This is a genomic window from Paenibacillus sinopodophylli, from assembly GCF_005930355.1.
Taxonomy (GTDB): Bacteria; Bacillota; Bacilli; order Paenibacillales; family Paenibacillaceae; genus Pristimantibacillus; species Pristimantibacillus sinopodophylli.
The window spans coordinates 108,140-122,278 of the sequence record NZ_VDBO01000007.1 but is presented as its reverse complement, the minus strand read 5'-3'; the positions used below and the strand labels follow the sequence as shown (position 1 = coordinate 122,278).

12 protein-coding genes are annotated in these 14,139 nt (G+C 49.2%); 4 read left to right on the top strand and 8 right to left on the bottom strand.

Annotated elements, in window-relative coordinates:
• Window positions 1-43: 43 nt before the first annotated feature.
• Both sbnA and FGT79_RS21945 read right to left on the bottom strand, forming a co-directional pair.
• Window positions 44-1,009 carry a 2,3-diaminopropionate biosynthesis protein SbnA gene (sbnA, locus tag FGT79_RS21950; protein ID WP_138754986.1) on the bottom strand — a complete coding sequence of 322 codons (966 nt, stop codon included), beginning with the start codon at window positions 1,007-1,009 and terminating at the stop codon, window positions 44-46.
• 14 nt (window positions 1,010-1,023) lie between these two features.
• Window positions 1,024-2,268, bottom strand: a complete 1,245-nt coding sequence (locus FGT79_RS21945; RefSeq protein ID WP_138754985.1) for a phenylacetate--CoA ligase family protein — start codon at window positions 2,266-2,268, stop codon at window positions 1,024-1,026.
• A 160-nt stretch (window positions 2,269-2,428) separates the two neighbouring features.
• Between FGT79_RS21945 and FGT79_RS21940 the strand changes: the two genes are divergently transcribed.
• Entirely contained in the window at window positions 2,429-3,283 is an 855-nt protein-coding gene (locus FGT79_RS21940) for a YheC/YheD family protein (RefSeq protein ID WP_246096547.1), read from the top strand.
• Window positions 3,284-3,385: 102 nt separating this feature from the next.
• Here the strand turns inward: FGT79_RS21940 and FGT79_RS21935 are convergent, their stop codons facing one another.
• Window positions 3,386-5,056, bottom strand: a complete 1,671-nt coding sequence (locus FGT79_RS21935) for a PucR family transcriptional regulator (protein ID WP_138754984.1) — start codon at window positions 5,054-5,056, stop codon at window positions 3,386-3,388.
• Between the two features lie 391 nt (window positions 5,057-5,447).
• Between FGT79_RS21935 and allB the strand changes: the two genes are divergently transcribed.
• From allB to FGT79_RS21920, 3 genes are read left to right on the top strand one after another with little or no spacing between them, the layout of a single operon-like run.
• Complete coding sequence (gene allB / locus FGT79_RS21930) at window positions 5,448-6,824, top strand: allantoinase AllB (RefSeq protein WP_138754983.1); 1,377 nt, start codon at window positions 5,448-5,450, stop codon at window positions 6,822-6,824.
• Window positions 6,825-6,847: 23 nt separating this feature from the next.
• Window positions 6,848-8,134 (top strand): allantoate deiminase, encoded by a 1,287-nt coding sequence (allC, locus tag FGT79_RS21925; RefSeq protein WP_138754982.1) that lies wholly within the window; start codon window positions 6,848-6,850, stop codon window positions 8,132-8,134.
• A complete protein-coding gene (locus FGT79_RS21920; protein WP_138754981.1) occupies window positions 8,134-9,375 on the top strand; it encodes a pyridoxal-phosphate-dependent aminotransferase family protein in 1,242 nt (413 codons plus the stop codon). The genes allC and FGT79_RS21920 overlap by 1 nt, the downstream gene beginning before the upstream one ends.
• A gap of 529 nt (window positions 9,376-9,904) precedes the next feature.
• Here FGT79_RS21920 and FGT79_RS21915 read toward each other — a convergent pair.
• From FGT79_RS21915 to ytxJ, 5 genes are all read right to left on the bottom strand, one after another.
• Window positions 9,905-10,573 carry a PDDEXK family nuclease gene (locus FGT79_RS21915; protein WP_138754980.1) on the bottom strand — a complete coding sequence of 223 codons (669 nt, stop codon included), beginning with the start codon at window positions 10,571-10,573 and terminating at the stop codon, window positions 9,905-9,907.
• A 110-nt stretch (window positions 10,574-10,683) separates the two neighbouring features.
• On the bottom strand, window positions 10,684-11,298 hold the full coding sequence (locus tag FGT79_RS21910) for a PH domain-containing protein (protein WP_138754979.1): 615 nt from the start codon (window positions 11,296-11,298) through the stop codon (window positions 10,684-10,686).
• Window positions 11,299-11,454: 156 nt separating this feature from the next.
• On the bottom strand, window positions 11,455-12,702 hold the full coding sequence (locus FGT79_RS21905) for an S-layer homology domain-containing protein (protein WP_138754978.1): 1,248 nt from the start codon (window positions 12,700-12,702) through the stop codon (window positions 11,455-11,457).
• A 437-nt stretch (window positions 12,703-13,139) separates the two neighbouring features.
• Entirely contained in the window at window positions 13,140-13,565 is a 426-nt protein-coding gene (locus tag FGT79_RS21900) for a GNAT family N-acetyltransferase (RefSeq protein ID WP_138754977.1), read from the bottom strand.
• A 90-nt stretch (window positions 13,566-13,655) separates the two neighbouring features.
• Window positions 13,656-13,994, bottom strand: coding sequence for a bacillithiol system redox-active protein YtxJ (gene ytxJ / locus FGT79_RS21895; protein WP_138754976.1), 339 nt, complete (start codon window positions 13,992-13,994; stop codon window positions 13,656-13,658).
• Window positions 13,995-14,139: the final 145 nt, after the last annotated feature.

Here is a 14,139-nt window from a genome sequence, read left to right as displayed (position 1 = left end):
AACTTTACGCGGTATGAATCGTTGAAGAAGTTTGCACTAGGAATTATAAAGGGCTTGCTGCACCGAACTGTCTCTCTACCCACTCTTCGTTATACACCGTATCCATGTAGCGCTCGCCGCGATCATGAATAATGACCACGCATACGGCTTCGTCTGGAAGCTCGTTTTCGATCGACCGCATAGCATGGATAACGGCACCAGAGGAGGGACCTGCTAATATGGACTCTTTCGCCACGAGCATCCGGCATCCGGCGACCATATCGCAATCCGCAACTTTGATGGCGCGGTCCATGAATTTGCTCTGGCCAAAAGGCGGAACGATTCCTGCGCCAAGGCCAGGGAATTTGCGATTGCCATTCATGCCGCCCAGTATCACACTCCCCGCAGCGTCGACGGCGACGATTTGTGTCGGCAGTTTATAATCGCGGACATATTGGGCGCAGCCAAGCATGGTGCCGCAGGTGCTGACCCCGCCGACTATGTAATCGACATGGCCAAGCTCCTCCATAACCTCGCGCATCGTACCTTCGTAATGAGATAAGTAGTTGTTCTCGTTGGCATATTGATTAGGCCAATAGCTGCCTGGAATATTAGCAAGCAGCTGCTTTACGCGGTTTAATCTTGCAGGAAGGAACTCGCCCGTCTCAGAATCGGCTTCAGTAACCAGCTCGACCTTAGCTCCGTAGGTACGCATGATTCGAATGTTCTGCTGCGTTGTTTTGGGATCAATGACACTAATGAATGTCATATCGAGATAGGAGCAGATAGCTGCGAGGCTGATAGCCATATTGCCTGAGCTAGACTCGATGATGACGGAGCCGGGACCGATTAACCCCTCCTCCCAAGCTTTCTGGATGATACGTGCAGCGGAGCGGTCTTTGGCGCTGCCGCCGGGATTGAGCAGTTCAAGCTTAGCGTAGATCTTGATTCCCCGGTTGTTCGCGAACAGCTTATTGAGCTGGACGAGCGGGGTGTTACCGATAATAGACAACAAGCTGTTTTCCTTCATAGGCTCAGTACCCCTCAGAAATAAATTTTTTTGGATTTAATTGTCCCTCGTTCAAGCTGTTCGTCCGGTGCCGCGCGTGTAACCGTTATGCCCCCAAGTATCCGATTCTGTATCATTTGTCCAATTTCTATGATTTTGTGCTCGATCGCATGTTGGATCGACATGAGATTTTCGTCTTGCAGCGAATGGCTCTGAATATGGACGGATAATTGGTTCTGTTCGAGCCTTACTCGAAGCTCGGCGTCTTGGACAAATTGATGTACTACGCTTTCGATATCGTACAGGCTGATCTTCTCGCCATGCTTGAGTTCAGAGCCGATGCGCTTGGAGATGCAGCTGAAAGTCTGAAGTGATTTGCCATCTATATCTATGGTTTTAAAGTCGCGAACGACGTCGTAAGTTACATAGCGGATCGCTGGAAACAAGGAGCGGACAGAAGAGGTAAGGACGAGCACGCCTTCATTCGGCTGAAGCGGCTCGAAGTGCTTATCTATCTGCTCGGCGGGCAAGGATTCCGCGTATAGGCTCTCGTCGATGATATATAGGCCAAGCTCGTGGGAGTACGCCGCGATGGCGCCGATCTCAATGGAGCCGTAAGTGTCCAAAATATCGCCTGGCTCGATCCCGAACCTGGCAGCGATGTTCGCTTGCCATGCTGGCGGTGCGATTTCTCCGACGAGAATAATCTTCTTAATGCCTAGAAGCAGAGGGTTGCCCGAAGCGGAGGCGATCGCATCTAGGATGGATGGCATCGTATAGAGCAGCTCAGGCTGGAATTGCTCAAGCTTCGTAATATGTTGTTCGATAGGCAGCTCGAAGGAGAGGGATTCCGCCTGCCAGCCGAGCTTAGTGAAGATGATGAGTGCGGTACTTGCGGCGTGCCCGGTGCCCATGTCGGCAAGCGCCTTCTTAATGACGGAGGAGCTGGATGACTTGCTGTCTGCAGAATGGGTTGATAGCCATGTGCGGAAGGCAGTCGATTTTGCTGCGATATAATGCTCGTCATCCTCTTCGGAATAGTAGATCGCTTTTCGAATACCGGATGAAGTGCCAGAGGTTTTGTATACGGACAGCCCCGGCTCAGATCTCTCTTCTGGATTGAAATAGTGTTGATCCAGCAACTCGGCGGTCATGAGCGGCAACTGGGTGAGTCTTATGTTGGAGAGATCTATTTCTTGCTGAGCGAGTAGACTGCGATACCAGGGGTGGTGGCGGCAGATTTTGTCGACGAGCAGCTCAAGGGCAATGAAGGGTGACATAGCTCAGAATACCTCCTAAGGGACAATCATCTCGGATGTCGGGTTATTAAAGCATATGTAGCTGGCGCGCACAGGTTCAGCTTATGACGACAACAGCCCATATCCATTTGGAGGGGGGTTCGTATGCTAATAAGAGTGAATCGCGAGACGGAGGGATGATGTGGAACGAAGGTGTGTCAAGGTGTCATCTGGAAACGGTCGAAGTCGTAGAGTAGCAGACAAGTGGGCGAAGTCGGAGGTGCTGCGCGGCGATCCTGTTCTTGTAAGACATTTGCCACAGACGAAGCTGTTGACGGAGAAGTCGCTGAGCGAGATGCTTCAGAAGTGGGGGATGGTATACGCTAAACCGATCAGAGGCTCGCAGGGTAACGGCGTAATGCGAGTGGAGCTCAAGTCTCGTAAAAGAAGCAATGGCGGAGACGGCGTATCAGGGAAAAAGTATGTGTACCAGTTGGGGGAGAAGCGTCATGTATTCTCTTCTTATGAAACGTTCTATCGTTCTTTTCGCAGGACGATCAAGGGTAAGGGTTATCTGGTGCAGAAGGGTATTCGCTTGCTGAAGCATGAGGGACGTCCCTTCGATATACGCCTCGTCATGCAGCAATCTCCACAAGGGATATGGGAGGCGACGGGTACGCTGGGCAGGGTGGCTCATCCTCGCAAAATCGTTACGAACGGAAGCCAAGGCGGCACAATATATCCAACGGCGTATTTGTTAAAGGCTTATACAGGCAAAGAAGTGCGGCGAAGAATTATGGAGGGGATGGATCAGCTCGCGGTGAGAACAGCATTGCGGCTTCACACAGCATATCCGGGAATTAAGGAGCTGGGGCTTGATCTTGCAATGGATCAACGGTTGAAGCCGTGGATCTTGGAAGTGAACACGCTGCCTGATCCATGTCCGTTCTCGCTGCTTGAGGATCAATCAATGCTGCGCAAAATCGTGCGTTACGCGAAGGCGTACGGTAAAACCTATCGTCTGCATTGTAAGAAGGCGAAGCGCGGGAAGAGGTAGTGGGAGCGAGTGTGAAAGCAGGCTATAAGCGCGAATATGCGCTTACAGCCTGCGATTAGTTGGGTTTGTTGGTCTGTAAGCATACGGGTGCTCTTGCAACGATCATTCGGTTAAGAGCAGCGACTCCATGGAGAAGGCAATTCGGAAACGAAGGCTCTCCACGGGATCGCGAAGATCACGACAGGTTAGTCTTTCGCATTTGTCCAAGCGGTAGGTCACGGTGTTGCGATGGACGAATAGCTGCTTAGCGGTCTCTGCAAGCTGACAATGGGTATTATAGAAGGTGCTGAGCGTCTTGAGCAAATCGCTGCGCTCTTTTCCTTCGATACTGAGCAAATCTTTGAATGTTTCCTCATAGTATTCTTTAAGTTCTTCCTTCGGAATCAATCGCAGCAGGTTGTTGAAATTTTTGGCGCGATAAGGCTGAACGAACTGTGTTTTGCGCGCATCATAACCGGTCTGAAGGGCTTCGACGGCCTCCTTGTAGGACAAGGGGATATGCGGGAGCTGCAAGACGGGATTGCCAATGCCAAGAGAGATGGGGATACCGTGAAGCTCGTTCAAGTTACTGACCATTTGCTTCAGCTGCGTCATAAACTTGCTTTCCTTTCCGGCTGTAACGTCTTGGCTTGCATGCAGCGCAACGAGAAAACAGAAGTAATCGTTTTTGGTAAACAGAACGAACCGAAGGTCCAGCTTAGAAAACTCGCTTTTCAGCAGGTTGTAATGCCTGTCACGCTCCGAAATCATTCGCCCATCCGTCTCGAGTGCGCCATCGGAACGCTCAGGCTCGAACGAAGTGTCGCGTTTGGCAACGACGCTAATATAGACGGGATGGCCTAGCAGGCCGTAATTTTTGCTGCGGTGCATGAGCTCCTGCTCCGATGTAATTAACCCATCTACAAAGTCGGAGAAGAATTCGTTCTTATATCGCCGCGACCGCTCCTTCACTGCTTGATTCTTCATTAGCTCCAATCCAATCACATTAGCAGCTTGTTCCAGAGCGTGTTTGGTCAGATTGCTGAAATGTTTGCTGCTATTACTCGTTAAGGCGATGAGAAAGCCTTCGAGTTGAAAGGTAGCGATCGGAAGCAGCTCAATTCTTGCATCGTGTGTGCCGCTGAAATGGGGTGATAAAATCGGTATTGTGTAAGAGCTGTGCGGCGATGGGGCTTGCATAATAGATTCAAGCTCGGGCAACAGTTTTAGATAGAGTTCTTCGCTTATAGACTGTGAACGGAACATCAGGCTTGCCTGCGAATCCATCAGTATGACAGGGGAGTTGATGAGGAGGGACAGCTCCTCAATAACGTCTTCCGTGCTTTTGCCTTGCATAATCATCTGGGAGAATTGCTTATGTGTCGTTAGAGCATAGTGAAGTTCTCCAGTCCGTTTCTCCAAAATATGACTGAGCGAGTAGTTGGATAGATCGCCTAGCGATTGATCCAATGCCAGCTCGATGATGGGGAACTGCAGCTTCTCCGCACATCGCAGTACATCCTCGGGAACCTCCTGCAGAAACCGCTTTGTCTTAATCGCAAGTCCTGCGCAGCCAACCTCAGCCATGCTGGTTACCAGCGATAGCAGTGCTCCGGGCTGATCCTTCATGGCATAACCAGTAGTAAGCAGCAGCTCCTGCGGCTTCAAGTAGTGAATAATATCAGGAGCGTCCATGATATTGACCGATTGGACCGTATTTCGTATGCCTTCATGTCCAGCAACTACTTTTGCATTCGCATAAATAGGGAGAGAAATCAGTTCTTTGAGAAGCATGACAGCACCGCCAATAAAGTTATGTTAGATTTTATGACGTTAATATATCACTTATGCTTGCAGGTGTAAATGTGTGTTTGTTTAACCTATTCAATGAAATTGATCGATTTCTAGTTAGGTTGCACAATGACAATGCTGCTGTTTCGGACTATGATGTAGCTATATAGTAGTAATGATGTCATCAAATCTAACATAATACAGATTTCGAGCCGCATTTTCTTTGGAAATTATGTGATTATCGCCACTTTGCCGGATCTAATTGCGTGTCCTAATATCCGGATAGATGAACAAGCCACGGACAACGAGATCCATCGCTCGGTTACTTCTACAAAGTCTGAATCCATGCGTCAAGCGGAATCAACTTATGCACTATGGAAAGGCGGAGGGTGATATGTCCACAATTGCAAAGCTTGATTTGGTCATAAAAAACGGCAGTGTTGTGCTAAGGGATGAAGTAAAGCTGCTCGATATTGGAATCAAAGAGGGACGAATCGTCCAGCTTGGTGAGGCTCTTGATGCGGAGCTTGCTACCCATATGGTCGATGCTGCTGGACTGACTGTCATGGCTGGCATGATCGACGTTCATGTCCATTTGAATGAGCCAGGCCTAGGCGATTGGGAAGGTTTCGAGACGGGTTCCGCCGCGCTGGCCGCAGGCGGGTGCACGACGTACATCGACATGCCGCTTAACGGCATACCGCCAACTGTTACGATAAACGGCATGCAGCAAAAGCTTGCTGCCGCAAAGGAGCGCTCCTATGTGGATTATGCCATTTGGGGCGGATTGGTGCCAGGTAAGCTGCATGAGCTCATTCCGCTTCATGAAGCGGGAGTCGTCGGATTCAAAGCATTTATGTCATCGCCGGGAGGTCAGGGCGAGGATGCGTTCCGCGAGGTCGATGACTATACGCTGCTCGAGGGTATGAAGGTCATCGCAAGCGTGAACAAGGTGCTTGCACTGCATGCGGAAAGCGAGCCGATCGTATCGAAGCTAGGCCTTGACATGCGGGAGGCCGGACGATTGACGCCGAGCGACTATGTGGCCTCACGACCAATCGTGGCAGAGCTTGAAGCTGTTAATCGAGCGTTGTTCTATGCAGAGCAGACGGGTTGTGCCCTTCATTTCGTCCATATTAGCAGCGAAGCGGGGGTTCGCTCCATTCAGCATGCGCGTGATCGCGGTTTGAATGTTACGGTGGAAACCTGTCCGCACTACTTGGCATTAACGTCTGCGGATTTGGAGGTTAAAGGAGCAATTGCCAAATGCTCGCCGCCGATTCGAGAAGCTGCCGAGCAGGAGCATCTTTGGGGCGCCGTGGCTAATGGGCTGGTGGACATCATTTCATCAGACCATTCACCATGTCCTGTCTCGATGAAGGAGGCAGACAATTTTTTCGATGCATGGGGAGGAATTGCCGGAGCACAGAGCTCAGTGGAGCTTATAATCGGAGAAGGTCATGTGAAGCGTGGCCTACCGCTTACTTTGCTGAGCGATATGCTCTCGGGAGCCCCGGCAAGAAGGTTCGGGCTTGATGGTGTGAAGGGTGAAATCCGAATCGGACTTGATGCTGATCTTATGCTCATCGATTTAAATGAGGCATATATTTTGGAAGAGCGGCATTTGTATCAGAAGCACAAGCATAGCCCGTATCTGGGCATGGAGCTTCCATGCAAGGTTATGGCGACCTATCTACGCGGGCAAAGGGTGTATGGAGCAAACACTGGACTAGATGATAGCAAGCAGGGGCGCTGGGTTAGGCCGCTTTAACGGAAGAGATAGGAGGAGCGGCGATGACGCGAAATGTACGTTTCTGGGCGCAAGATAAGGAGCGGATGTTGACCTATTTTGAGATAGAGGTTATGCACCTATTAAACTGGATGGCGGCGTTCAGTTCGGATGATAGAGGCGGCATTACGCGGCTGCTCTATACAGATGGGTGGCTAGAAACACAGCAGGCGCTGGAGGTCAAAATGGCGAGCTATGGCATGATGACTTCATTCGATCATGTAGGTAACTTATTCGGAATCATGCAAGGCGAGGATGTTGATGCGCCTTCCATTATAACAGGCTCGCATATCGACACGGTTGTGCAGGGGGGCATGTATGACGGTGCTTACGGCATTGCAGCAGGACTGCTCGCATTGGATTATTTGCATAAGCATTATGGAAAGCCCAAACGGACACTTGAGATTGTTTCACTCTGCGAGGAAGAGGGGAGCAGGTTTCCGTTGGCATATTGGGGCTCAGGCAACGTTGTTGGCAAGCGGAATTTTGAACAGATTGGGCATTTGCAGGACGCCAATGAAGTGTATTTCGTAGATGCGATGCATCGCTGCGGTTTTGGGAAAGGTACAGCTAGAGACAGTCGTCGTCATGATATTGGTGCCTTCATCGAGGTTCATATTGAGCAAGGTGCTGTGCTGGAGAAGGAAGGAATTGCAGTTGGTGTAGTCGATACGATTGCAGGCCAGCGAAGGTTGAAGTTCGAGGTTGTTGGCGAGTCGAATCACGCGGGAACGACGCCTATGCATATGCGCAGGGATGCGCTGGAGGGTGTCAGTATGATGATTCAAGCGCTGCGCTTAGAGACGATGCGACTAGGTTCGCCGCTTGTAGCCACGGTTGGCAGCCTGCAGGTGCAGCCAAATGTGCCGAATGTCGTGCCCGGCAAGGTCGTATTCACGCTGGATGCCCGCCATGCCGATGAGACTGCGCTCGACGGCTTCTGCAACTGGGTGATGAAGGAGTTTGCTTCGATCGCGGATGGACGTCGGCTTGGGCTGAGTGGCACGGAATGGTTCCGCGAGGAACCCGTGCCGATGAATGAACGGTTGAAGCAGCAATTGGACGATGTGTGTCATGGATTGTCTATCACCTCGAAGCGCATGGTCAGCGGGGCGGGTCATGATGCGCAGATGTTCGAGCATATTTGTCCGACGGCGATGCTGTTTGTGCCAAGCAGGCACGGTATATCTCATTCTCCGGAAGAATACACGGAGCCGCGCAAGCTTGCGGTCGGCGTGATGGTACTTATGGAGCTGCTCTACAGATTAGGGTATGAGGAGGAAGAACTATAATGGCAGGAGTATATAAAGATCTCGCACCATCGCCGCGTACGATAATGACACCAGGTCCAGTCGAGGTTGATCCGCGCGTGTTGAGGGCGATGTCATACCCAATACTGGGGCAGTTTGATCCTGAATTTACCGCTTTGATGAATGAGACGATGGAGATGCTGCGACAGCTCTTCAAGACGGAGAATGAATGGGCATTTCCGGTAGACGGAACGTCGAGATCAGGTATTGAAGCTGTACTTATTGGATTGATTGAGCCTAGTGACAAGGTTCTTGTGCCTATCTATGGCAGGTTTGGACATTTGCTGACGGAAATCGCAAGGCGCTGCGGTGCGGAAGTGGTAACGTTGGAAACAGACTGGGGCACCGTGTTCACGGAGGCGGAGATTATCGGTGCGATTCAGGAGCATCAGCCGAAGCTAGTTGCTCTTGTTCATGGCGAAACCTCAACCGGGCGTATGCAGCCGCTTACGGGAATTGGGCAGGCGTGCAGGGAAGTGAACGCGCTGTTTGTGGTGGACGCAGTTGCGACGATAGGCGGCATCGAGGTAGCAACGGATCGGCTGTTGATCGACGCTGTAATCGGTGGCACTCAGAAATGCTTGTCCGTTCCGGCGGGTATGGCTCCGATTACGTACAATAAAAGGGCGGAGGCCAAGCTGCAAAGCCGTAAAAAAATCGAGAGAGGGCTGTTGCTCGCGGATGGCGAGGATGATCCGCTGCTGCGTCCTATCCAGAGCAACTACTTGGATCTGAGCCAGCTGCAGGATTATTGGAGTCCAGCTCGACTGAATCATCATACGGAAGCGACCTCTATGCTGTATGCGCTGCGCGAGGGTTTGCGCCTTGTACTTGAAGAAGGATTGGACACGCGCTTTGCTCGGCATCGTGAGCATGAAGGGGCGCTAGTCGCAGGTCTTGAGGCAATGGGTCTTCGTCTATATGGTGATCCTTCCTGCAAAATGACTGTCGTTACCTGTATCGAGATTCCTGTAGGTATCGACGGGGAGTCGGTTCGCTCCATGCTGCTTGAGCATTACGGTATTGAAATCGCCAGCTCCTTCGGCCCTCTAAAGGGTAAAATATGGCGCATCGGCACGATGGGCTACAGCTGCAGCAAACGCAATGTGCTGCTCACGCTTGGCGCGCTTGAAGCCGTACTGCTGCGCCATGGCCAAACGCTCGAAGCTGGCAAGGCGCTGCAAGCAGCGATGGACGCTTACGATATTCAGCTTCCTAGCTAATAGCAGGCTGAATCCCTCCGCTCACTCTTCGCGAAGTGGGCGGGGGTTCGTGATGCTCGCATCATGCACCGTACCTAATGGTACGGCAAGGATCGCACCTAATAGTGCCTCGCCCGCATCACATCTCGCACCCGACGCCTCACATTAATTAATGGTTTTGCTCACATTACTCGTATCACACCGACTTATCTCGCAGCTTCCCCCGCTCGCATGGTCCCAACCAATGCTGCTGCTCGCCCTGCTAGCATTATCACTACTAAATCCAACCACATTCTAACCATAACCCAACCACATCCGAGCTATCCTGCACATTTGCATTAACTTGTCTTAAAACGGCGCTAAAATGAGCTCTATCCTGCACGTTTGCAGGATAGAGCTCAAAAATGATGCTTACAGCCAGTAATAAAGACATTAACAGACACCTATCCTGCGAAAGTACAACATAGCCCCGGATGGAGGTTAGAAAAAGGGGTGTATCCTGCAAAAGTGCAGGATAGCGGAAGTCGGTGGCTGCCGCGTCGACCTTACCCTATAAGAGCAGCTCAAGCGTCTCTTTATTCAGCTCATAATAACGTATCGTGGTTCCTTTCGAGATAGGCTGCAACCAGCCTTTGTCTGCTAATCCGGTTAATAGCTTCCGCGATGTACGGAAATTCACTTTCCACGCTTCGCTGACATCTATCGGTCGAATAGCTCTGCCAAGACTCCAGGCGAGCAGCAATAAATCCTTCTCCGTCCTCGTTGCAGTTAATGAGGTTTTCTCGCGTAAAAGGTAGGGTCCGACAGCTAGTCGAAGCAAAGATTGACAAATTTCTGGGCGATCCTTAATATCGTCGAACGAGAAGTGGAGCATCCGCCAGCCCAATGCCGTCAAAAATGTATCGCGATTGAGTGCATAGCTGAATTTGTCTCGATCCATCTCTTTAATGTGGCTTTGGTAGCCGTCACACTCCAAGTCGAATTGCCCAAAAGGGGGCAAGTAAGCGAAATCAAGAAAGTAGGATTTCCGGTTCCGATCATACACTTCATATTCGGGATGTAGATGGTCGAAATGTCCAAATACTGGCCACCACACATTTTGCAAAAGCAGCCGTTCTCCAAAGCCGTGCCCGCGTTCCAAGCGCGCCCGTCGTTCACCCTTTCTGCTAGTTAAATGTTTTTCGATAAAAGCGGCATGCATACTCTCAAAAGTATCCATCTCCCGTTCGCCTCCTTATATGTGTGCAAAAAAGAACGCCCGTATGCCTTTTGGCAAACGGACGTTCTTCGTCTTGTTAGGTATTATTCAATTAATACAATAAAAATAAATTAGTTATTAATGTAGCGCTCGAAAATCGCACCGAAATCCTTCACGCGGTATTGCTTATGAGTGTTGACCAGCCAGTTGAAAGCTGATTTGTTCAAGCCGTCGAATTGCTCGACAACGTTGAAGTCGCCCTTATGAATTTGCTGCAGTGTAGTGGATGCGAGATCTAGGCTGCGTCTTGCATATTCTAGCGAGATTTCGTTCTCGCGCGTTATCTCGGAAATTTTGATAAGTGCTTTGTAGAGGTCTTTGAGTTCCTCGAGGTGTTTCTTGTTCACGTCTATGGAGAACGGTACGGAGCCAATAGTGAACTTGATCTCGACGTCAAGATCGACCGTGCCCGCTGTTTCAAGCGTGACCTGTGAAATTTGGTTAGCATTGAAGGCATAGCGCTTTAGCGTACGTTTCTTGCTCAGTGCACTTGTGCCGTCCAAATGGATAAGCGCAATATTGGTAAAGCAGTATTCATCTGATTTTGATTTGATAAGGAAATAAATCTTCTCGTTATCCTCGTGCATCACATAGTCGTCAGAATCAGCTTTGCTGAAATCCGCGGGCTTGATAATCGCTCCAATATCGCTTAATCCCAGTGCATCCGCAGCTAATTTTCCAAACATCGTACCATTCCTCTCGTATTCGCATCAATGTCATACGTACTCATTATATAATAGAAATGGGCATTTATGTTAGTTCATTGGTAGCAATTACAGAAGGTGCAACTATCAAAAAAACCTCCAAAGGCATCAGCCTGAGGAGGTTTCATTAAAATTAGATTATCTTTTCGTAGCGATAGAGAAAATAACGGTTTTGGCAGCTGCATCGACTTGAACATTCACATTATCGGTCCCGATCAGCTTTTGCTGAGAGGCAACCTTGGCGCCAGCTTCGACCTTTTTGCTAATTTCGTTAAAAAGCTCCTTAAATACGGATGCGTTATAGCCGAACAGTTGGTTGGCGAATTGCTCGACGACCTCTTTGTTGCGAGCGAGCGTACCTTCACGCAGCCTCATGGTGATGCCATACGTATTGTATTGGGGGTCGAGCCAGACAGCTGCTTCTTCATTGACGGCTGATGAGCCTGATGAACGGTTCAGTACGTTGTCTTTCTCTGCTTGGTCCTTGAATAATCGGAGCGTCGTTTCGTATAGATCATGATTCGTGCCGCGCAATTGTCCAGCCGTGATTAGTGCTTCATAAGCATCCCACATCCGTTTGTCGGGGAATACGATAATCTTCTTACCGCCGCCAATTGTAGGAACGACTCGTTCCAGCTTCTCGGGTGAGACGGTAATGGCAAGGCGCTTCGACTTGTCGGTGAGACGGTTCAAAATAACGAGTGATTCAGCACGGGTAACCGTGTCCCCAACACCGAAGAACCCGTTCGGATACCCCTGCATAATGCCTTTCACAAGTGTCTCGGCAATAAATTTCTGCTCGCGCTCGCTTGCGCCCATGATGTCGCCATAGGCTTGAGCCATTTTCTGGCCGAATTGGCCGTCCTCCAAAAATTCCGTTTCCTGCAGCGTGTAATAGACGATCTCGGCTACGTTCTCGCGCGTCATATCCGCTTGGAAGTCATTATATCTGGACTTGTTCAGGAAATGGAGGTCGCTGGCCACATCAATAAACTGTTTGGCCCAATAGCCGACCGGACTTGGCTTGAATTCGAAATAGCGGTAATCCTGCTTTAGGATCGCTTGGTTTTCCTCGCTAAGCGACTGGAGGAACGAAAGGTTCCAGCTTCTCGAGCCATTCTGATGAAGATCCGTGTAGGAAAGAACGAGCATTTTGATAAATTGGTCGACCTTAACAGGCTCCTGTGGTCGAAAGGTCCCATCGGGATATCCGTCCAAGATCCCTTGATTTACCATATTGGCAATTGTTTTCTCCGCCCAATGGCCTTTAATATCTTTGAATACCGGCGCTGAGGCTGCTGCCGATGCTTGATTATTTGTGAATGATCCTGTAATAGCGGTCCAAAAAATGGTGATGGTTACTGCGATCATGGCGAAACGCTTCATAAAAATATCCTCCTAATTTATAAAAAACGATATATTCCGACATTCTATAGATAACCACATTTATGCGTTATTGAGAATGGGCTGAATGGCATAGTTTGTCTCGTTTGTATAGTTCTAATTACTATGAATAAGAAGCATAAGCATGAGGTCAAAAAATACGTATTCTAATCGTTGAGGATCAAATGATGCAAGCAGAAATTCTAGAAGGCTGTTTTCAGCAAATAGAAGTGGTAGAAGTATGCGGAATTTCAGCTAGCGCAGAGGAATATATAAGATATGTGAATGATGCAGAGGTCCATAAAGCTCGCGTTATGGACTTCAAAGCGTATAGGGAATATTAACTTTTGTAAACCAAAGTGCCTCTTAAGACATTAAAAAGATGACTTCTACTAAAGTGCAGAGGTCATCTTCTTTTGCTTATTTATATCGGAATAACGTTAAAGCGGCTTCTGAAAATGATAAGCAACAATGTCCATTCTCTTATTCAGATAGAACCGGTGAGCATCATGTCGCTGAACACCGGAATCCAGATGGAATTGCTCGCAGCCACTCGCTGTTGCTTCTGCTTCTAGCCAATCAAACAGCAGCTTAGCATAGCCTTTGGAGCGGCTGCTCTCGTCTGTGATCAAGTCATCGACATAAAAATATTTGCCCCATGCCAGCGATTCGCTAATCCGATAGCCTGCTGCAGATTTGGCTACACCATCTTCAATAATGGCAACAAGATGGTATCCGTTATTAGCCTGCATTTGTTTTACCTTTGCCAGATAAACTTGTTCAGACAAATGAGGGCGCAACTGGATAATTAATGGAAATGCGCTGACAATCTGTTCGTCGGTGGTCAGCTTAACGATTTCTGCCATTTGAATGCCTCCTCCTAACAATAAGAAAAAGGCTGCTCTTCAAGGTAATTGACCTTTAAGAACAGCCGCGTTGCTGCTTTGTCGCTAGGCTTAGTCAAGCACTGCCGTAATATGTGCTTTGGTAATGGACCAGTGGGTAGCGGACCATACTTTTTCTTTCTTATCGAAATAAATAATTTGCGGCGATTCGTGCTTCACGGATGTATCTTCGGCGATTTGGTTGGAGACAGGACGGGACTCGATTACTTTCACAAGCACGTAGTCAACGTCTTCTCTTGGTTTTCCGTCTAGGTACTGTTTGAATTCGCTATATGCATTCGCGCTAACCGGGCATGTTGTACTATGCTTGAATACAACGAGCGGGCGAGCGGCGGAAGCTTCGTAAACGTTGTTCCATTCTTCAATGGATGTAATTTCTTTGTACGACATAGGAAACACTCCTTATATTCTGCTATGCAGATGATAGTTACTTACAACTCTATATGTATTATAGCTCTTTTTACTGAGTAAAGTCATCATAGGGCGAATGAAAATTGGATGAATCCAAAATGGAATCAAACGCGGTGTAAAATGG

Excerpts from the sequence above, each read along its gene's own strand:
- allC (WP_138754982.1), top strand. The coding sequence starts at position 6,848 with ATGACGCGAAATGTACGTTTCTGGGCGCAAGATAAGGAGCGGATGTTG.
- FGT79_RS21920 (WP_138754981.1), top strand. The coding sequence starts at position 8,134 with ATGGCAGGAGTATATAAAGATCTCGCACCATCGCCGCGTACGATAATG.
- sbnA (WP_138754986.1), bottom strand. The coding sequence starts at position 1,009 with ATGAAGGAAAACAGCTTGTTGTCTATTATCGGTAACACCCCGCTCGTC.
- FGT79_RS21915 (WP_138754980.1), bottom strand. The coding sequence starts at position 10,573 with ATGGATACTTTTGAGAGTATGCATGCCGCTTTTATCGAAAAACATTTA.
- FGT79_RS21910 (WP_138754979.1), bottom strand. The coding sequence starts at position 11,298 with ATGTTTGGAAAATTAGCTGCGGATGCACTGGGATTAAGCGATATTGGA.
- FGT79_RS21945 (WP_138754985.1), bottom strand. The coding sequence starts at position 2,268 with ATGTCACCCTTCATTGCCCTTGAGCTGCTCGTCGACAAAATCTGCCGC.
- FGT79_RS21900 (WP_138754977.1), bottom strand. The coding sequence starts at position 13,565 with ATGGCAGAAATCGTTAAGCTGACCACCGACGAACAGATTGTCAGCGCA.
- FGT79_RS21905 (WP_138754978.1), bottom strand. The coding sequence starts at position 12,702 with ATGAAGCGTTTCGCCATGATCGCAGTAACCATCACCATTTTTTGGACC.
- allB (WP_138754983.1), top strand. The coding sequence starts at position 5,448 with ATGTCCACAATTGCAAAGCTTGATTTGGTCATAAAAAACGGCAGTGTT.
- FGT79_RS21935 (WP_138754984.1), bottom strand. The coding sequence starts at position 5,056 with ATGCTTCTCAAAGAACTGATTTCTCTCCCTATTTATGCGAATGCAAAA.
- ytxJ (WP_138754976.1), bottom strand. The coding sequence starts at position 13,994 with ATGTCGTACAAAGAAATTACATCCATTGAAGAATGGAACAACGTTTAC.